This is a genomic window from Bradyrhizobium sp. WSM2254, assembly GCF_000472645.1.
In the GTDB taxonomy this organism is placed as follows: Bacteria; Pseudomonadota; Alphaproteobacteria; order Rhizobiales; family Xanthobacteraceae; genus Bradyrhizobium; species Bradyrhizobium niftali.
In genome coordinates this window covers 55,611-74,173 of sequence record NZ_AXAB01000012.1, presented here as the reverse complement: position 1 = coordinate 74,173, position 18,563 = coordinate 55,611, and the positions used below count along the sequence as shown (strand labels likewise).

The following is an 18,563-nucleotide window of genomic DNA, read 5'->3' as shown; positions in this document are numbered from 1 at the left end:
GGCGTTGCTGCGCATCATTCTCCGCCGAAACCAGATGTGGGCGAACCATGCTCGAACTCCATGCCATCTCGAAACGGTTCGGCGCCATCGTCGTTGCCGACGCGATCGATCTAACGCTGTCTTCCGGCGAGGCGCTGGGCGTGATCGGGCCAAACGGCGCCGGCAAATCGACCCTGTTTAACCTGATCGCCGGTCTGCTGCGGCCTGATGCCGGCCGCATCGTTCTCGATGGCGTCGACATCACGGGTCTGTCGCCCGAGGCACGCTGTCGCGCCGGCATCGGGCGCTCGTTCCAGATCCCGCAACCGTTCGACCATCTCTCGGTGTTCGAGAACCTTGCGGTCGCCGCGCTGTTCGGCGGCGGCCTGTCGGAGGCGGATGCGATCCAGCATTGCGGCCGCATGCTCGATCTGACCGGCCTCGAAGCCAAGGCCAATCGGCTCGCGGGCAGCCTGCCGCTGCTCGATCGCAAGCGACTCGAACTGGCGCGGGCGCTCGCCACCCGGCCGCGCACGCTGTTGCTCGACGAGATCGCGGGCGGCCTCACCGATGCCGAATGCCACGAACTGGTCGAGACCATCCGCACCATCCATGCCGAAGGCATCGGCATCATCTGGATCGAGCACGTGGTGCACGCGCTGCTTGCGGTGGTGCAGCGGCTGGTCGTCTTGAACTTTGGCAAGGTCGTCGCCCAGGGCGCACCAGCCGAGGTGATGCGCTCGCGCGAGGTGGAGACCATCTATATGGGCGTGCCGGCATGACCGCGCTGCTCAATGTCACGGCGCTCGACGCGTTCTACGGCGACTTCCAGGCGCTGTTCGGCATCGACTTCGAGCTGAACGAGGGCGAGGCGGTCGCGGTGATCGGCGCCAACGGCGCCGGCAAGTCGACCATGCTGAAATCGCTGGCGGGCCTGGTGAAGAACCGTCCCGATGCGATCCGCCTCGACGGACGGGCGATCGGCGATGCGTCCGCCGCCAGCATCGTCCGGCTCGGCCTCGCGCTGGTGCCGGAGGGCCGCCAGCTATTTCCCTCGCTTAGCGTCGAGGAGAACCTCTTGATCGGCGCCTATGGCGGCGAACGCAGTGCGCCCTGGGATCTCGCCGCGGTCTACCGGATGTTCCCGGTGCTGAAGGAGCGGCGGCGCGGCGCCGTCACAGCCCTGTCGGGCGGGCAGCAACAGATGGTGGCGATCGGCCGCGCACTGATGTCCAACCCACAGGTCCTGCTGTGCGATGAGATCAGCCTCGGCCTCGCGCCAATCGTGGTGGAGGACATCTACCGCATGCTGCCGCAGATCCGCTCTGGCGGTACCGCCGTCGTGCTGGTCGAGCAGGACATCGCCCGCGCATTGCGGGCTTCGGATCGCTTCTACTGTTTGCAGGAGGGACGGGTGACGCTGAGCGGACGGCCAAGGGATGTCGATCAGGGCACGATCCGCGCGGCCTATTTCGGAGCATGAGAGAGCGATGAGCGGGTTCGACACCATCATCGAGGGCGTGCTGCTCGGCGGCGTCTATGCGCTGTTCGCGCTCGGCCTGTCGCTGATCTTCGGCATCATGCGCCTGGTCAATCTGGCGCATGGCGACCTGATCCTGCTTGCCGCCTACCTGGTACTCAGCGCCACCACCGCGCTCGGTCTGCCGCTTGCGGCTGCATCCCTGCTGGTCGTCATCACGATGTTCGTGCTCGGCTTCGTGTTGCAGCGCCTGGTGCTGGAGCGGGTGCTCGGCGACGACATCCTGCCGCCGCTGCTCGTCACCTTCGGCCTGTCGATCGTGATCCAGAACGGACTGCTGCTCGGCTACGGCGCCGACAGCCGCCGGCTGCAGGCAGGCGCCTTCGAGTCCTCGTCGGTGGCGCTCGCCCCCAGCCTGAGCGTCGGGCTGGCGCCGCTGACCGCGCTGGTGACGGCGGTCGCCGCCGTCGCGCTGCTCCAGCTCATCTTCTATCGCACCTCGCTCGGCCGCGCCTTCCGCGCCACTGCGGACAATCCCGCGATCGCGCAGCTGATGGGCGTCAACGCGCGCAATGTCTACGCCATCGCGGTCGGACTGTCGCTCTCAGTGTCGGTGATCGCCGCTGTTGTGCTCGGTATCCGCGCCAACTTCGATCCGTCGATCGGACCGGCGCGGCTGCTCTACGCATTCGAGGCGGTGATCATCGGCGGGCTCGGCAGCCTGTGGGGGACGCTGGCGGGCGGCATCGTGCTCGGGCTGGCGCAGGCGATCGGAGGGAGGATCAATCCGGAATGGCAGATCTTGGCCGGCCATCTCGCCTTCCTTGTCGTGCTGATGGTGCGTCCGCGCGGGCTGTTCCCGGCGAGGCGGACATGAGTGTCGAAAGCATCCATATCCGGGCAAGCCGCGAGCAGCGGCCGGCGAACGCGCCGGTGTGGCAGGTTCGAGTCGGCACACGGCTGTCGCGCGTCGCGGCCGTGGTCGGCATCGCGCTGATCGTGGCGCTGGCAGCGCTGCCCGCGATCGCCTCGCGCAACCTGATCCAGGACCTGATCTTCGTCTTCACCATGCTGACTTTGGCACAGCTCTGGAACGTGCTGGCCGGGTGGGGCGGGCTGGTATCGGTCGGGCAGCAGGCCTTTGTCGGGCTCGGCGCCTATGCGCTGTTTGCCGGCATCGTGACGGCCGGGCTCGATCCGGTCGCGGCGATCCTGCTGGCCGGACTGTTCGCGGCGCTGGTCGCGGCGGCGCTCGGGCCGCTGCTGTTCCGGCTGGAAGGGCCATATTTCGCGATCGGCAGCTGGGTCGCCGCCGAAGCGCTCCGCCTGATCTGCGCCCAGTTCAAGTCGCTCGGCGGCGGCACCGGGATGTCGATCTCGCCGGGCGAACTGTCGCAGATGGTCGGGCTGAAGGCCGTGCAGGCGCTGCTTGGCCTGCGCCCGGCGGCCGCGCGTGACGTGCTGGTTTACTGGCTGGCGCTGTTGCTCGCCGTGCTGGTCACGCTCGGCATCTACGCCTTCATGCGCTCGCACCATGGCCTTGCGCTGGCCGCAAGCCGTGACAACGCAGCGGCGGCGCGTAGCGTCGGCGTCCGCACCGCACGGACTCGCCACGTGCTGTGGATCGCGGTCGCGTTCGCCACGGGTATGGTCGGCGCCGTGGTTTATTTGCAGAAGGCGCGTATTTCGCCGGATGCGGCCTTCAGCGTCACCGACTGGACCGCCTACGTCATCTTCATCGTCGTGATCGGCGGGGTGCGCACCATCGAAGGTCCGATGGTCGGCGTGCTCCTGCTGTGGGGGCTCGTCACCTATCTCGCCCAATATGGCAGTCTCTATCTGGTCGTGCTCGGTACGCTCGCCATCCTGATCATGCTGTTCATGCCCAACGGCGTGTGGGGCGCAGCAGCTCGACGCTGGCAATTGCAACCGTTCCCGACCCAGCGCCGGCTCGGCCGCAGCGAGTCCGGTCCAATGCCATAATGACCACCTTGTACCGGGTAGCTTCGTCCATTCAGAAGCGCCGTCAGTCCTTCGTTGGGAAGGATGTAGACGGTAGCGCCGCGGCCAAAGGATCGCGGGTGCTGGGCAACGATGTGTCCATCCTGACGGATCACGATGCGATCGTCATAGGCTTGAACCTCGACCGGNCGTCCGACTGCGCTGGCTGCCACCGAGTACTTACGGCCTGCACCTGCCGCTTCATCGTCAGAGCGACATCTACCCGCGTGAAGGCATCGACCTCCACGTGTGGGCACTGGCGGACTGGATGGGCGCCTCCGCCGCACCCTGATGCCTTTGGTTGATACGGTCCGAAGTCAAGTCTTCGCGGCGCAAACTAAATTTACAATACGGTCAAATTAGTGTTGCTGTTACCCTGGATCGCGTTCTATCTTAAACCCAAAAGCAAAATAGAATTCCGTTTTTGTGAAGCGGATCGGAGTGCTCGATCGGGCGGTCTTCTCTCGAGACGAGGCCAACGGTTCACGAAAGCGCGCGAATTTCGGCCTTCTGTCCGCGACGAACATGGCCAGATGCCGATCAACAAGAATGCGCAGAAAACAGCGCAAGGGCGAAATTGCCCGAATTTGGGGAGGATGCTGTGAAAAGAAATCATCTCTTGATGTCGGTCATCGCTACTGCGTTGACATTCGCAACTGCGTCGTTCGCCCGAGCCTCGGACGAGGCGGGCACCAAGTCTGAGATCAAGCTCGGTCAGACGCAGCCGTACAGCGGGCCAGTATCCGCCGCATCGGCCGTCGGATATGCGATGTCGGGTTATGTCGAGTACATCAATCGGCGCGGAGGCATCAACGGGCGCAAAGTTGTGCTGATCTCGCTCGATGACGCTTATAGCCCGCCGAAGACGGTCGAGATGACCAGGAAGCTCGTCGAGGGCGACGAAGTCATTGCTACGGTGGGATCGCTCGGAACGCCCACTAATGCCGCAGTCCAAAAGTACTTAAACGCGAGAAAAGTGCCCCAACTATTTGTCGTCAGTGGTGGAAAGCGTTTCTTTGATCCTAAAGGGAGCCCTTGGACCATACCGCTCCTGCCGTCTTATGAGGCGGAAGGGCGCGCAATGGGACGTTACGCGGCAAGCGCGGTGACAGATCCCAAGATCGCGATCATCTATCAGAACGATGATCTTGGCAGAGATTTCGTTGCAGGATTCAAGGAGGGGCTGGGCGCCAAGAAGTCTGCGATAATAAGTGAACAGAGTTTCGAACTCTCAGCACCCACGATTCAGACTCAAATGGTGACGGCTAAGGCTTCCGGTGCGAACGTGTTGTATTTCGCCGGGACGCAAAAATACGGCGCGATGCACATACGCATACGTTACGAACTCGATTGGAAGCCCGTCCATCTGATCGCAAGCACAAGCGCGGGAGTTGAGTCGGTGATTAAACCGGCGGGATTTCAACAATCGGAAGGCGTGATTTCGACTGCCTACAGCAAGGACCCTTTTGATGAACGGTGGAAAGATGATCCAGAGACAAAGGCATACCTTGCGTGGTTCAAAGAATATCTACCAAGTCGCAACCTGGACGACACCAGTCATCTCGTTGGGTATTACGCTGGGTATCTAACAGAATATATTCTAAAAAAAGCAGGTTCAGATCTATCGGGAGAAAATCTTCTAAGGATTGCGTCTAACTTAGACAAAGTCAGAGTACCGATGCTGCTGCCAGGCGTTACCGTCTCAACGGCGCCGGCGAACTACAACGTCATAGACAAATTCCAAATGCAGCGCTTCGCGTCGGGGCATTGGGTGCCATTTGGAGAGCTCGTCGGCTCGGACTGACTCAATCCTACGGGCACATCCTTTGTTCGCGGCACTTGATTATTGCTCTGAACGGGCGCAATCATGTGAAACACAAAAATGAAAATAAATTTCATTATCTAAGGGACGAAGCGGCCATGCTCTCACGCGAGAACAACGAACTGATCTGCCGGGTCGGCAGAGGGACGCCGATGGGCGATCTGATGCGCCAATACTGGATTCCTGCACTGCCGTCGTCCGAGTTCCCCAGGCCCGACGGTCCACCAAAGCGAATGATGCTCCTCGGCGAAAAGATGGTGATGTTTCGCGACAGTAGCGGTCGGATGGGAGCGCTCGAGGAATATTGCCCGCATCGGGGCGCGAGCTTGTATTTCGGGCGCAATGAGGAAGGTGGACTCCGTTGCGCATATCACGGCTGGAAATTCGATACTTCAGGAAAGTGCCTCGACACTCCGACGGAGCAGCCCGAGCGCAGAGACCAATTCTGCTCGAAAATAAAAGCGAGGGCGTACCCTTGCCATGAAGTCAACCGCATGATCTGGGTTTACTTGGGCGATCGACCCGAGCCGCCGCCGTTCCCCGAGTTTGAAGTGAACCTTTTGCCGGAGGCTCACGTCGCAGAACCATCGATCATGATGGAAGAAGCAAACTGGCTTCAAAACCTGGAAGGAGACATAGATTCCGCGCATCTAGATTGGGTGCATCGCCGCCTTCACGAAGATAGCCCAAAACCTGAAAAGGGCATCCGGGGTTTCTGGAATCCCGCAGGACGCCCTCCGATTCTGGACGTAGCACCCACCGAATATGGAGCTTTCTATTCCGCCAAGCGCATCCTTCCCGATGGCAACGAGTGGCACCGAATCAATCAATTCATTTTTCCGTTTCATACGATGGTGACGATTGGGGATGGTACGATCAATCTGCGTTCTCATGTCCCCGTGGATGATCATCATTCCATGTTGATCTCTCACGCTGCACATCCTGTGCAGGCGTTCTCAAATGAGATGATCGCGAAATACGCCAAGACCTTCGACGAAGTTGGTGGGTTCATCGAGCGAACCAACGATCCGCGCTCCTACTTCATGACAAAGTTCAACAAGACTAACGACTATGGCCGAGATCTGAGAGTCCAGGAGGAGACCATGTTCTGCGGTATTCCATTCTCGGGGAATCTCCAAGATCGGGCTATGACCGAATTGATGACAAACGACGCAGGTGAGCCGATCTACGACCGGACCAAAGAGCATCTGAGCACATCTGACGCTATGATCGTCACGGTACGCCGTCAGTTAGTCAACGCCGCGACAAAGTTTCGCGACAGTGGTCAGGCGCCGGCAAACCTCGATGATGTCGCGCTGGATCGTGTCCGTTCTGCGTCGGTTCGCACGCCACCGAACTCAGATTGGAAGGAGCTCACCAAGTCGGCTCGGCAAGCGCTCCCTGGAACAGCTGCAGCTGCAGATGTTCCGCTTGTTATCTAAGAGCATTCGCGTATCTGGCCCTTGCTGAACCATAGGCCGGATACGCCCCTGTTCAGACGAGCCGGAATGAGGATCGCAAAAGGCGGAGTTATGCTGACCGCAGATAACTTGGCGAGATGTAAATAGAATGGAATTGAAGCAGTACATCGGTCTGGTTGGGCAGGAAATTGGTATCTCAAAGTGGTTCGAGATCGATCAGGAGCGAATTAATCGTTTTGCGGATGTAACAGAGGATTGGCAGTTCATCCACGTTGATCTCATTCGAGCGGCGGATACGCCATTTGGGCGTACCGTGGCTCATGGGTTCCTCACATTATCGCTTATCGGAGCAATGGGGAAAGACTGCCTACCAGCTGTGGCGGGACGGGTCATGGGAGTCAATTATGGCTTCGACAGGATCCGATTTGTGACGCCCGTCAAGTCTGGACAGCGCGTACGAGGACGGTTCAGGCTCATGGATGTGGCCGAGCGAAATTCCAAAGAGTACTTGGTTAAATTCAATGTCTCTATCGAGATAGATGGCTCCGATAAGCCTGCCGTCATGGCCGATTGGCTTGCTATCTTTTACTTTTCAGATCCTCCGCCGCTTTGAATGTCGTGTCCGCCCCCAGCCCCTCGTTTCATGTCCGATGCTTGGAGTGTGAGGCGAGCGAGTGCGGCCCAGAGCCACGCAAGTGGGCTAGCCCAAACATGGTTACAGGACTAGGCGATCTGGCGTGGAGCGAGTGAGCTCTTCGGTGTACATCACCATCGCAGAACGGCGCGCGCAGCGGCACCGTCGCGATAACCGGCATCCCACTTTCGCAGCAGGGGGCGCTCACCGAGGATATCCTGCTCAATATACCTCATGAACTGAAGAGATGCCTGTAGAGTACAATCCGCCATAGAGACACGCTCACCCAGGAGCATCGATCGCCCATCCGAAAGAAGAGTTTCTAAGTAATCCATGGCCGGTTGCATGGCGCGCAATGCTACGCCGGCGCCTTCTGGGTCGGGGGCTCGCCCGAGGGGTGATCGCACCATATGCCCATAGGTGCCCATATGAGTCGCTATTCGTAACTCTACAATCCGCTCTAAGTCGCGCGCGAATGCACGCTCCACTGGGGTCGAGCCCAGCATGTTTCCGTCGGGATAGCGTTCGTCAAGATATTCCATGATGGTGTGCGATTCCAGAATGAAGCGCCCTTCCTCGACCTCAAGCACTGGGAGCGTTCCAAACGGGTTTCGCGCCAAATGGGCCGGCTCTTTATGTCGCCCTTTCACTGTATTTACAGTGATTTGCTCGATGCCCATCTCCACTCCCAGAGCCGCTCGTTCTGCGATGTAGAGCATCACCTTGGTCGGATTTGGCGCCAGAGGCACCGTGTACAGTTTCATTTTAGAGACACCGAGTCTGCAGTTGACCGTCTTGCTCACCGGAGCTTTGCCAGAACCCCAAGGTATCGAGACAAATCAAATGGGGGTACTTCAAAATTGAATAGGCCCGCAGTTACGTGAATGGATGTGACTACGGATATCCAAAGAGAATTACAGGGTATCGCCAACTGAAGAGTTCTGCGCGGTTTGAATGAAAATTCGAGATTTGGAGGCAGACATCAAAGTCGTCCGAGTGCTAAATATACGGACAAGCGACGGCAATCCAGCTGGGCGAGGCGGTCGTGATCGAAACGAACTGGGATCTCTTTCGACTTTTTGTCGCTGTTGTGCGTTGCGGCAGCGTCAGTCGTGCCGCCCAAACCCTGGGCATGAGTCAGCCGACATTGAGTCGCCGAATAAAGGAACTCGAGCAAGTTGTTGGCGCCCCTCTGTTCTTTCGGGTTTCGTCAGGTGTGCAGTTGACGTCGGAAGGGCAGGATCTTCATCGATCGGCGGCGGAAATGGTGGCGGCTTTCGAAGCGGTGCAGACGGAGCTCAGGTCGAAGGTCGCAAGACGATCGGCGGTAGTACGTATTTCTGCACCAGAAGGGCTTACCAAACATTGGCTGCTCCCGCGAATTAAGAAGTACCAGACGGGCAGTCGGAAAATACAGGTTGAGATCTCATCGACGGCTGCGGTGGAGAATCTGGTCGATCGTGATCTGGATCTCGCAATGCGGATCGGCGATCCGGGGAGCGATGAGCTTGTTGGCCGGCGCGTGGGGCAGATTGGATTTGGGATATTTGCGTCGAAAGAGTACCTACGGATCAGGTCCGCTCCGCGATCGTTGGCGGATCTGTCGGGTCACTATGCGATCGCATGGAAGCGCGACGAGGCGTACCGTAGGGTCGTTCGGCGATCGGGGATCTTCGGGCTTCTCGACGAAGTAATCGATCATCGTTTGGTCACGCGCGTGACGCCCATGATCAATCACTACGCCGCCGCTTCCGAGGGGCTTGGATTGGCGTGTCTTGCGATTCCTTTCGCCCGTGCCGAGGGGCTCGTGCAAGTCCTGACTGAAGAGACCGGGACGCTGGGAATTTGGCTTCTTCGCAGGCGTGAAAGCGATCTCAGGAAGCAATCACGTGATTTTCGGAGATTTCTTGAGGCGGAATTTTCAAAGTCAAAGTCCTGGCTGGCAGGCGCAATAGGTTCGTCGACATAGTTAGTCGCTTGAGAAAGACTGGCCGCGCCTGAAGCTCGTAGGAGCGCCTGAGCGCCGGACCAGACGAGCGCGCCGGAATCTACGTCCCTCTTAAGCTCTCAGTCTCCTTATCAACTTCGTCATGGTCGTGCCTGTCCGGGCCGTCCAATTCCTCCGCGTCACGTTTGCAGCAGACGTAGATGCCAGGGGCAAGCAGAGCAGGGCGGTGAAACTCATGGCGCTAAGGGCTATTCAAGCGTGAATGGCCTCCACAGCAAAATTGCGTAGCGGGAGCCGCACATGCTCCGTACGCTTTGACCGAAGTAGATGATGCGGATTCCGCAGCTGCGGAAGAAACGATGCGCGAGATAGGTAGAGACATTGGGGGGCGTCGCCTAACGTTAGTCGGCCGACGCTTTCTCGACGTGTGGTTAGTAGCGTGCATCGGGTCGAGCTTGATCGGAAGAAGCGAGGGCACGCAGCGGTCAACGACACGTCAGCCTAGCTGAAAGGAGATGAGATGGCTATTCCTGCGCCTCTTCTAAACAAGCTCGAGGTGCCCGTCGTAGGGGCGCCGTTGTTCATCATTTCCAACCCTGAACTCGTCATCGCGCAATGCAAGGCGGGGATCGTAGGATCGTTTCCTGCTCTGAATGCCCGCCCTGCAGGCATACTTGATGAGTGGCTTTGCAGGATTGAAGACGAGCTCGAGGACTATAAAGTCAAGAACCCAGGAAAACGTGTCGCTCCCTATGCCGTGAATCAGATCTGCCTACCTTCAAACGACAGATTGGCAGCCGACATGGAGGTCTGTGTGAAGCACAAAGTGCCCATCATCATCACTTCCCTCCGGCCGCCGTCCGAAATTGTCCAGGCGGCGCATTCGTACGGAGGTCTCGTCTTTCATGACGTCATCAGTGTCAAACATGCTCACAAGGCCGCGGAGCAGGGCGTTGACGGCCTTATTCTGGTCGGGGCGGGAGCTGGCGGGCATGGCGGAACGTTGTCGCCATTCGCTCTCGTGCGGGAAGTAAAGCAATGGTTCAAGGGGACGATTTTGCTTTCAGGAGCTATCGCGGATGGGGCTTCAATTGCCGCCGCTCTCGCGCTGGGAGCTGACTTGGTATACATCGGGACACGCTTTATCGCGACGCAAGAGGCAAATGCAGTGTCGCCCTACAAGGAGGCGCTGACAAAGTTTGCAGCACAGGACATCGTTTACACGGATTATTTCTCGGGCGTGCATGGCAATTATCTTGCGCCGTCCATTGTGGCCGCCGGGCTTGATCCAACGAACCTGCCGAAGGCTGAGCGAGGCGGAATGAATTTCGGCTCGGCAGGCACCGAGAAGCCGAAGGCTTGGCGGGATATCTGGGGAGCCGGTCAGGGGGTCGGCCAGATTTTAGATGTTCCGCCAGCCGCAGTCGTGGTGGATCGGTTGAAGTCTGAGTACGTGCAGGCGAGCGGTGAATTCTTTCGCCGTTCGATCACGGGATGCTAGTTATCCGAGTTGGCATCGAAGCGAGTCTTCGAATCCGTAAAAGGTGGTCCCTTTTACCCAGATACGATAGTACCGGCGGCTGCGTTGGAGCGATAGAGCAGCACCTTGTCTCGATCGCATCCAGAAGCGCCCGGCCTATGTCGCAGGTTCAAACGCCAACCCGTCGCAATAGCACGCGGCGGCGCTCGTGCGCGCCAGCGCGGGGAAAGCGTCACGTCTCGGAGCCCTAGCCGCTCCGGAGCAGCGATAGCGGGGACGAACCACGATCCATTTTGATATTGCCCCGGGGGAGAAATGTTTCTGAACAGAAGATCGCTCTTGGGGGCTGCGGCCTCTGCTCTCGCTTCCTCAGCGATCGCACGCGCCGCGCCGGCGACGTGGCCGCAGCGGAACATCAAGATCCTCGTCGGATTTGCCGCAGGCGGGCAGACCGACCTCTTCGCAAGAATGTATGGAGAGTTCATCGGAAGCCAGACCGGTGTGCCGGTCGTCGTCGAAAACAAGCCCGGCGCGCTCGGCGCGATCGCCGCCGCCGAAGTCAAGCGGTCGACGCCGGACGGTCATACGGTGCTGTTCAATACGTCGGGCGCGATGACGGTGAATCGCGTTCTCATAAAGGAGCTCGCTTACGATACCGACAAGGACTTCGAACTGGTCGCCGCGATGCCTACGGGTGGATTACCGCTGATCGTGCGCAAGCGACTGAACGTTGCCGATCTCGAAGGATTTGTCCGCTACGCGCGCTCGGCGAAAAGGGTCACGCTGGGGACATTCGGGATCGGATCGCCGGCGCATCTGACGATCATGGAGCTCAACAAGCAGTACGGCCTTGCGATCGAAGCCGCTCACTATCGCGGCGAAGCGCCGATGTGGACGGATGTGGTCGCCGAGACCATCGACGGGGGCGTCGGCAGTTTCGTCGGCGCGCAGCCGGTCCTGCAGACCGGCACGGGCCAGGCGATCGCCGTACCGCGCAAGCGCCTCGCGACGCTACCCGCCGTCAAGACCTTTGCCGAACAGGGCGCCACCTCTCCCCTGTTTGCATTGATGACCTATCAGTGTTGCGCCGTTCCAAAGGCGACGCCACCGGAGATCGTGGAGCGGCTGTCGAAACTGATCCTTCAGGCTGCCCATAGTGAGAAGGCCAAGACGATGTTTCAGACCTTCGGCATCGACGAAGGTCCGATGGATTTGGAGGCGACGCGCGATCTGTACAATCGGGAAGCGCCGATCTGGATCGGTTTGGCGAAGGAGGCCGCAGAAGGAAAGCAGTAGAGGTTGGCGCCGGGCGCCAGGATTGGCCGGCCGGGCCGTAGCTCGCTCGACCAGTCCCACTCGCTTGACGGTTAGTACCCATCTGACTTGCCCCCTAACAACAATGAATAACGCGTGCCGTCAGGTCGGAATATAAAGTCTGTTCAGAGGAGCTGGTTGCCGTCACGGCCCTACCGTTCTCGCGCTTTGGCTACGACCCAACGCGAGGCTCCTGGCGGACCGAGGTTTCAGAGACCTAAGGTCTTGTCCCGCTCTTCGGAGGCGCTGAGGTGCCGGTGAGTTAAAAGGAGAGAGTCCTATTCTAGCTTGGCGCGGTTGCCGCGTTGGCCTGTTGAGAAAGTGAATGTTTCGCTAACTTAGGAAAATCATGACGCACCCTTCAGTGCACGCGCTGCAGAATCCAGCCAAGATCGCTTACAGAATGGCGCATACTGATGATGCGATGACTTATGGAGATCTCGACAAACGGTCCAATCGCGGAGCTCATCTGTTTCGATCTCTTGGAATCAAGGCGGGTGATCACATAGCGCTCTTGATGGAAAATTGCTTATCCTTCATGGAAATTTGTTGGGCAGCCCAGCGTGCAGGCCTCTATTACACTCCCATCAGCTGCCACCTTACTCAGGATGAGGTGGGGCATATCTTGAGAGACTGTGCGGCGAAGTTGTTCATCACATCTCCAAAATACAGACCTCTCGTCGAGCCGCTGCATGCCAACTTGCCCGGTGTCCTGTTCTTTACATTGGGGAACGCGACAAACGACTTCCGATCATGGGACGGGGAAGCTGCACTGCAGCCATCGACAGCCATCGCCGACGAGGTCGCAGGCTATGATATGCCGTACTCGTCGGGGACGACCGGGCAGCCAAAAGGTATCAAGCGTCCATTTGAAGGGAATCCTATCACGGTCGCTAACCGCTTTCTGAAGAAACTGAGCGAAACCGTATATATGATGGGGGCTGATACCATTTACCTGTCGCCGGCGCCGCTCTATCACGCGGCGCCGCTTCGCTTCAACATGATGACAATCGTACTTGGTGGCACATCCGTTATCATGGAGCGGTTCGACGCCGAAAAGTACCTAGAAGCGGTCGACAAGTACAAGGCGACGCATTCCCAACTGGTGCCGACGATGTTTGTGAGGATGTTGAAGATCCCGAAGGAGATTCGCGATCGTCACGATGTCTCCTCCTTACAAATCGCAATCCATGCGGCCGCTCCCTGTCCGGTGGATATCAAGCTGAAAATGATCGAGTGGTGGGGGCCAATACTTGTTGAGTTCTATGCCGGCTCGGAAGGGAACGGAATCTGTGTATCGACTTCGCAGGAGTGGTCGACCCATCCGGGCACCGTAGGGAAGGCAATGGTGGGGGTAGTCAAAATTGTTGATGACGACGGCTGCGAACTGCCGCCAGGGCAAATAGGTCAGATCTATTTCGCCGAGGGCCCTCAGTTCGTCTATCATAATGATCCTGAGAAGACGAAGAATGCTTATAATGATCGAGGGTGGTCGACGCTCGGTGATATTGGTTATCTCGATAAAGACGGATTCCTGTATCTCACCGATCGATTATCATACATGATAATTTCAGGAGGCGTGAACATCTATCCGCAGGAAACCGAGGATGTGCTGATCGGACACCCTATGGTTGCCGACGTTGCGGTATTCGGTGTTCCGCATGGAGAGATGGGTGAAGAGGTGAAGGCTGTTGTTCAGCTGGTTGATCCCTCGAGAGCGAGTGCAGAGTTGTCTGCTGAGCTCATCCAGTACTGTCGTCAACACTTGTCACCGATAAAATGCCCGCGCAGCATCGATTTCGAGCTTATGCTGCCCCGAACGCCGGCTGGTAAGCTTGTTAAACGAGACCTTCGAGACCGGTATTGGCTCAAGGCGGCTACAAGCTCCGATGAACCACGTTAGGCGCGGAGTTCTCGACAGCGCCTTAACTGAAACAGACGGTCTAGCTTCCAAACAGATATCGGTCTCTCAACTAACGCGGACTTGGCCAAGCGCAGCTCAGGCCACTTGCCATCGTCCAATCTGCGAATCATTCAGAATTGAATGAGGTGTATGCGAAGCGGTAATCTCGTGGAGGTGATAGGGCGGTATAATTCCAGGACACAGTGTGTGACGAGGAGCATCACCATGGCAAAGAAGGTAGCACTCGTGCTGGGTGCGGGGCGCGGCATCGGCGGTCACGTAGCCAAGAGGTTCGCTGCGGGTGGATATCACGCCGTACTCGTTCGCCGCTCCAACAGCGCGGCCCTAGATGAACTTTTGACCGACATCCGGGACGCCGGAGGAGCTGCGACAGGATTTTTGATTAATGCCGCCGAAGAAGGCACCATTGAGCACACAATCGAGAGCGTTGAAGAGACGATTGGTCCAATCGAAGTGGGCCTGTTCAACCTTGGTGCGCAAATTGGAAATCGTTCGCTCGCAGATACACCGTACAAGACGTTTGAGCTCGGTTGGAGACTCGCGAATTTCGGATTGTTCCGTTTCGCATCAGCGTTGATCCCAAGGATGGAGCAGCGCGGTCGCGGCTGCCTTCTTATCACAACGGCGACATCGGCAGTCAGAGGAAACGCGGGTCAGCTGTCGCACGGCGCCGCCATGGGCGGTCGGAGAATGCTCGCGCAGAGTCTCAATGCGGAGTTCTCATCTAAGGGGATTCATATCGCCAACATTCTCGTTGATGGGCCTGTAGAGTCGCCCGATACGTTAGGTCGAGTGCTGCTGAAAGGCGAAGCGTTCGAAAAGCTTCTGAAGGAAAAGGGCAATGGCCGAGATGAGTTGATCATCCCGGCTCAACTTGCGGAAACCTATTGGCACATTGCGCATCAACATCGTTCATGTTGGACGCACGAAATCGATGTTCGCCCCTTTAAGACGTCGCCGTGGTGGAATTCGAACTTTGGTGCCGACCTCAGCGAGGTAGCACCGGAAAGAAGGGAGTACCGGCGGAGATCTGGCGAAACGAGCGCCGAGGGTTCGGACTAGTGAACGAACGAAGTAGCGGTTAAAAAATCAAAGGGAATAAATGACCATTCCATCAATTCTGTCGGGTAAGATGGCGCTGCCTGTGATGGCGTCGCCGCTATTTTTGATATCTGGACCGGAGCTGGTAATCGCGCAATGTAAGGCGGGGGTCATCGGGTCGTTTCCGGCGTTGAACGCGCGTCCCGCAGAAGCGCTGGATGGCTGGCTTGATCAGATAAGTAACGAGTTGCAGCAGTTCGCGCAGGTCCACCCCGATCGTCGAGTGTCCCCTTTTGCAGTTAATCAAATCTGCCATCCGACCAACGATCGGCTGCGTGCTGACATGAAACTCTGCGTCAAGCACAGAGTGCCGATAATCATAACTAGTCTCCAATTACCCGAGTGGCTCGTAGAGGAGGCGCACGCTTATGGCGCGTTAGTATTTCACGATGTCACCAACATCAAGCATGCAAAGCGTGCTGCCAAGCTCGGCGTGGATGGCCTGATTCTGGTTTGTGCTGGGGCCGGGGGGCATGCAGGTGCGTTGTCTCCGTTCGCGTTAGTACGCGAAGTGCGGCAATGGTTCGACAAGACCGTGCTGATGTCTGGGGCAATTTCTGATGGCTACGGAATTGCTGCTGCGCAGATGATGGGGGCGGATCTTGCGTATGTGGGCACGCGCTTCATAGCCACGGAAGAAGCGAACGCGTCTGACGGTTATAAGGGTATGCTAGTGGACCATGATGCGGCGGACATAGTCTATACGAATTTGATTACGGGTGTTCATGGTAATTATCTCGCGCCTTCGTTAATCGCTGCGGGCCTGGATCCCGAGAATCTTCCAGTGTCCGACAAATCCAAAATGAACTTTGGATCTGGAGGCAACACAAAGGCGAAGGCCTGGAAGGATATATGGGGGGCTGGACAAGGCCTGGGCACGATCACTGATGCACCGCGTGTTGATGATCTCGTGACTAGAATGCGCGAAGAGTACTCGCTGGCGGTAACCAGGTTCGGTAATCTAAACGGAGGGGATGTATTTGTGCCTCCCGCTGATCAATCGATGAAAGTTGAGCGTGCGGGGCAGAAATCGCTGTCGCGCTATTTAACGCGACGGACTAACAATATGCGATGAAGCAGCAACAGGTGGGCTGGGTGAAGTTGCGAAAGGGCTGGCATCAACGGTGCCGAGTTCGCGGTGAGGCAGTCGCCACCGACGACATCCTGTAATCGATCAATGCGGCTGCAAAATCCAGCAAGCGTGCGTTATTTGCGTCGGTCATGGCTCATTATGGCGACTTGAACATTGCTCCTGGTGGTCGCTTTTGGCTCAAGACCGTCGAGTAGCCGCTCCACTTCAGCAGTCGATCGAATCATCAAGGGCGCGATCTCGTCGCGCAGGCGTTGCTTGTCATAGTCCGTTGCGAGCACAGTCATTGAGAGAACGAGGTAGCTATTGTAGAGCGAGCACCAGAAGGGAACGGCGATTGCGTTGTAATGGGTCCTGAATAGGCCGCGACCGATAACGTACCCGCACTCCCTTAGCGCAAGCCGGTTTTGCTCGAGTCCAGATTGCAGTCGCTCGGCCTCGTTCGGAGCGTTCCGAACAATTTGGAGCAGGAGATCATCCGCCAGGTCAGGATCGATGACCGCGGCGTAGGCGTGACCTGCGGCCGTTCTGGTGATGGGAAACCGGTCGCCTCTTTGGGCTTTCAGGTGAAGTGGAGACGCAACCGTTGCCGCCTCGATTATAACAATATCGAGACGGTCAGGAATACCTAGGGTGATCGTGCCGGGAACTTTCGCGACAACGTCATTCAGGATTGAATGAATGTGTTCTTCACGGTTCGGATTTCTCGTCGCGGCAAGAGACATGCATATCGCGCTTGGCCCGATGCGATATTGTTTTTCATCGCTAAGATAAACGAGCAGCCCCATTCTGGTTAGCGTCTGTGTGAGGCGCGACACCGTAGACTTGGGCAAGCCGCAGCGCGTTGATAGATCTCCGTTACCAAGGCGAACATCCAGGCCGTTGAAGCATCGTAGTACCTCGAATGAGCGCGAGACGACTTCAATGGTACCTTGTGTGGCCCCTGTCACCAACGCGCGATGCTGGTTCAACATGCTCTGATTTCCTCCGCATTCGCGCCAACTTGTCCGGCGCGCGAGCGCGTTTCCGGCTCTTCTTGGCGCGCATCCCTTATGGTTATACTTGCCATATGGACAAAATATTGCAAGGGTGACATACAGCGCATTTGCGACGTGTCGGCCTAGTCGAGCGGGCATGAGAAGCCATGAAGCTGCGCGGTACGTGCCGCCGCGCTGAGCTTGGAATTCGATATTGTCCGCAGCAATCGTTGACCGGAGCGCGGAGGTTCAGAGCAAGGTGTGGCTTGTCGCAGAACTTCGTGGTCACCTTGGATGGAGCAGCTCGATGAAGATATGGCAAGTAGCGCAGGAATGGTCGATCGGCGGGATGCGGCTCAATGAGGCCGAGCAGCCTACTGCGGGCGTCGGCCAAGTCGTCGTTCGAATGCAGGCAGCGTCCCTGAACTATCGCGATCTGCTAACCGTGAAGGGAACGGGAGGAAAGTTCGATCTGCCATTGATTCCATTTTCCGATGGTGCTGGTGAGATCGTGGCCCTCGGAGAGGGGGTAAGTCGCGTTTCGATCGGCGATAGGGTTTGCCCCATGTTCTTCCCGGGCTGGTTGGATGGAAGACCAACAGCCAGCAATCGCCGGCTTGCCCTTGGTGGTACCCATCCTGGCGTGCTTCAGGAATTCCTGCTGGTCGATGCTGAAGCCGTCAGCCTGATTCCGGCTCACCTGGATGTTCGGGAAGCTTCAACACTTCCATGCGCCGCGCTCACCGCGTGGAGAGCGCTTTACGAGGAAGCAAAGATACGACCTGGCGACACCGTTCTGGTCCAGGGGACCGGCGGCGTGTCCCTGTTTGCCCTGCAAATGGCTAAACTCGCCGGAGCCGGAGTGATTGTCACTTCATCAAGCGACGACAAGCTTGAGCGGGCAAAAGAACTCGGAGCGGACCATACCATCAACTACATCGCGACCCCGGAATGGGGAAAGGCCGCGGCGAAGTGGGCTGGCACTGGGGTCGACCACATCATCGAAGTCGGTGGAAAGGAGACCTTCCAGCAATCGATCGAAGCCGCCGGGGTAGACGGCAATATTCTTGTCATTGGCATGCTCTCGGGGTTCGATCAGCGGATTTTCATCCCGAGCTTGTACAGCAAGAACCTCCACGTGATCGGATTGTCGGTCGGAAATCGCCGGATGTTTGAGCGGATGTCAGCAGCTGTCGGTCGCAACAGGCTGAAACCGGTAATAGACAGAACCTTCAGCTTTGATGAAGTGCCGGATGCTCTCGATCTGATGGAGCGCGGACAACACTTCGGCAAGATTATTGTGGAGTTTCCGAAGCCCACTTAGCCCGCGGAAAGCGTGAGAAACCAACATCCAGTGCGGTGGGGCGGTCGCCTGGCTGGTGTTCACATCGG

Annotated in this window: 17 protein-coding genes and 1 pseudogene; 15 read left to right on the top strand and 3 right to left on the bottom strand. The window is 57.9% G+C overall.

Annotated features, from left to right (window positions below; genetic code table 11):
• The first annotated feature begins 47 nt into the window (after positions 1-47).
• From A3M7_RS0108600 to A3M7_RS0108585, 4 genes are read left to right on the top strand one after another with little or no spacing between them, the layout of a single operon-like run.
• Entirely contained in the window at positions 48-761 is a 714-nt protein-coding gene (locus A3M7_RS0108600) for an ABC transporter ATP-binding protein (protein WP_027543556.1), read from the top strand.
• Positions 758-1,462, top strand: coding sequence for an ABC transporter ATP-binding protein (locus A3M7_RS0108595; protein WP_027543555.1), 705 nt, complete (start codon positions 758-760; stop codon positions 1,460-1,462). Before A3M7_RS0108600 ends, A3M7_RS0108595 begins: the two co-directional genes overlap by 4 nt.
• 7 nt (positions 1,463-1,469) lie before the next feature.
• A complete protein-coding gene (locus A3M7_RS0108590; RefSeq protein WP_027543554.1) occupies positions 1,470-2,336 on the top strand; it encodes a branched-chain amino acid ABC transporter permease in 867 nt (288 codons plus the stop codon).
• A complete protein-coding gene (locus tag A3M7_RS0108585; protein ID WP_156936840.1) occupies positions 2,333-3,442 on the top strand; it encodes a branched-chain amino acid ABC transporter permease in 1,110 nt (369 codons plus the stop codon). The genes A3M7_RS0108590 and A3M7_RS0108585 overlap by 4 nt, the downstream gene beginning before the upstream one ends.
• A 60-nt stretch (positions 3,443-3,502) precedes the next feature.
• On the opposite strand, the pseudogene A3M7_RS48375 reads toward A3M7_RS0108585, so the two are convergent.
• Positions 3,503-3,642: pseudogene (locus A3M7_RS48375) on the bottom strand (hypothetical protein); the annotation flags it as partial.
• Here A3M7_RS48375 and A3M7_RS51210 point away from each other — a divergent pair.
• The 4 genes from A3M7_RS51210 (at position 3,618) to A3M7_RS0108570 (ending at position 7,316) form a co-directional block, all read left to right on the top strand.
• A complete protein-coding gene (locus tag A3M7_RS51210) occupies positions 3,618-3,752 on the top strand; it encodes a transposase (protein WP_371090128.1) in 135 nt (44 codons plus the stop codon). The pseudogene A3M7_RS48375 and the gene A3M7_RS51210 overlap by 25 nt on opposite strands.
• Positions 3,753-4,061: 309 nt before the next feature.
• Positions 4,062-5,264, top strand: coding sequence for an ABC transporter substrate-binding protein (locus A3M7_RS0108580; protein WP_027543552.1), 1,203 nt, complete (start codon positions 4,062-4,064; stop codon positions 5,262-5,264).
• Between the two features lie 35 nt (positions 5,265-5,299).
• Positions 5,300-6,724 carry a Rieske 2Fe-2S domain-containing protein gene (locus tag A3M7_RS0108575; RefSeq protein WP_156936839.1) on the top strand — a complete coding sequence of 475 codons (1,425 nt, stop codon included), beginning with the start codon at positions 5,300-5,302 and terminating at the stop codon, positions 6,722-6,724.
• 127 nt (positions 6,725-6,851) lie between these two features.
• On the top strand, positions 6,852-7,316 hold the full coding sequence (locus tag A3M7_RS0108570; protein ID WP_027543550.1) for a MaoC family dehydratase: 465 nt from the start codon (positions 6,852-6,854) through the stop codon (positions 7,314-7,316).
• Positions 7,317-7,468: 152 nt separating this feature from the next.
• Here A3M7_RS0108570 and A3M7_RS0108565 read toward each other — a convergent pair whose 3' ends face one another.
• The gene (locus A3M7_RS0108565; protein ID WP_027543549.1) at positions 7,469-8,101 is read right to left on the bottom strand and encodes a glutathione S-transferase family protein; all 633 of its coding nucleotides are present in this window, start codon (positions 8,099-8,101) and stop codon (positions 7,469-7,471) included.
• A gap of 281 nt (positions 8,102-8,382) precedes the next feature.
• Here A3M7_RS0108565 and A3M7_RS0108560 point away from each other — a divergent pair, with 281 nt between their 5' ends.
• The 6 genes from A3M7_RS0108560 to A3M7_RS43860 all read left to right on the top strand — a co-directional run bounded on the left by A3M7_RS0108560 (position 8,383) and on the right by A3M7_RS43860 (position 16,179).
• Entirely contained in the window at positions 8,383-9,306 is a 924-nt protein-coding gene (locus A3M7_RS0108560; protein ID WP_027543548.1) for a LysR family transcriptional regulator, read from the top strand.
• 499 nt (positions 9,307-9,805) lie between these two features.
• A complete protein-coding gene (locus A3M7_RS0108555; RefSeq protein WP_027543547.1) occupies positions 9,806-10,786 on the top strand; it encodes a nitronate monooxygenase family protein in 981 nt (326 codons plus the stop codon).
• 294 nt (positions 10,787-11,080) lie between these two features.
• Entirely contained in the window at positions 11,081-12,061 is a 981-nt protein-coding gene (locus A3M7_RS0108550; protein ID WP_063629427.1) for a tripartite tricarboxylate transporter substrate binding protein, read from the top strand.
• 367 nt (positions 12,062-12,428) lie between these two features.
• A complete protein-coding gene (locus tag A3M7_RS0108545) occupies positions 12,429-13,982 on the top strand; it encodes an acyl-CoA synthetase (protein ID WP_027543545.1) in 1,554 nt (517 codons plus the stop codon).
• A gap of 225 nt (positions 13,983-14,207) precedes the next feature.
• Positions 14,208-15,065 (top strand): SDR family NAD(P)-dependent oxidoreductase, encoded by an 858-nt coding sequence (locus tag A3M7_RS43865; RefSeq protein ID WP_063629430.1) that lies wholly within the window; start codon positions 14,208-14,210, stop codon positions 15,063-15,065.
• A 40-nt stretch (positions 15,066-15,105) separates the two neighbouring features.
• Positions 15,106-16,179: a nitronate monooxygenase family protein gene (locus tag A3M7_RS43860; RefSeq protein ID WP_084301879.1), complete on the top strand. Its 1,074-nt coding sequence runs from the start codon at positions 15,106-15,108 to the stop codon at positions 16,177-16,179.
• 131 nt (positions 16,180-16,310) lie between these two features.
• On the opposite strand, the gene A3M7_RS43855 is transcribed toward A3M7_RS43860, so the two are convergent.
• Positions 16,311-17,168: an IclR family transcriptional regulator gene (locus A3M7_RS43855; RefSeq protein WP_049823278.1), complete on the bottom strand. Its 858-nt coding sequence runs from the start codon at positions 17,166-17,168 to the stop codon at positions 16,311-16,313.
• Between the two features lie 310 nt (positions 17,169-17,478).
• Here A3M7_RS43855 and A3M7_RS0108520 point away from each other — a divergent pair, with 310 nt between their 5' ends.
• Positions 17,479-18,495 carry an NAD(P)-dependent alcohol dehydrogenase gene (locus A3M7_RS0108520; protein ID WP_027543544.1) on the top strand — a complete coding sequence of 339 codons (1,017 nt, stop codon included), beginning with the start codon at positions 17,479-17,481 and terminating at the stop codon, positions 18,493-18,495.
• Positions 18,496-18,563: the final 68 nt, after the last annotated feature.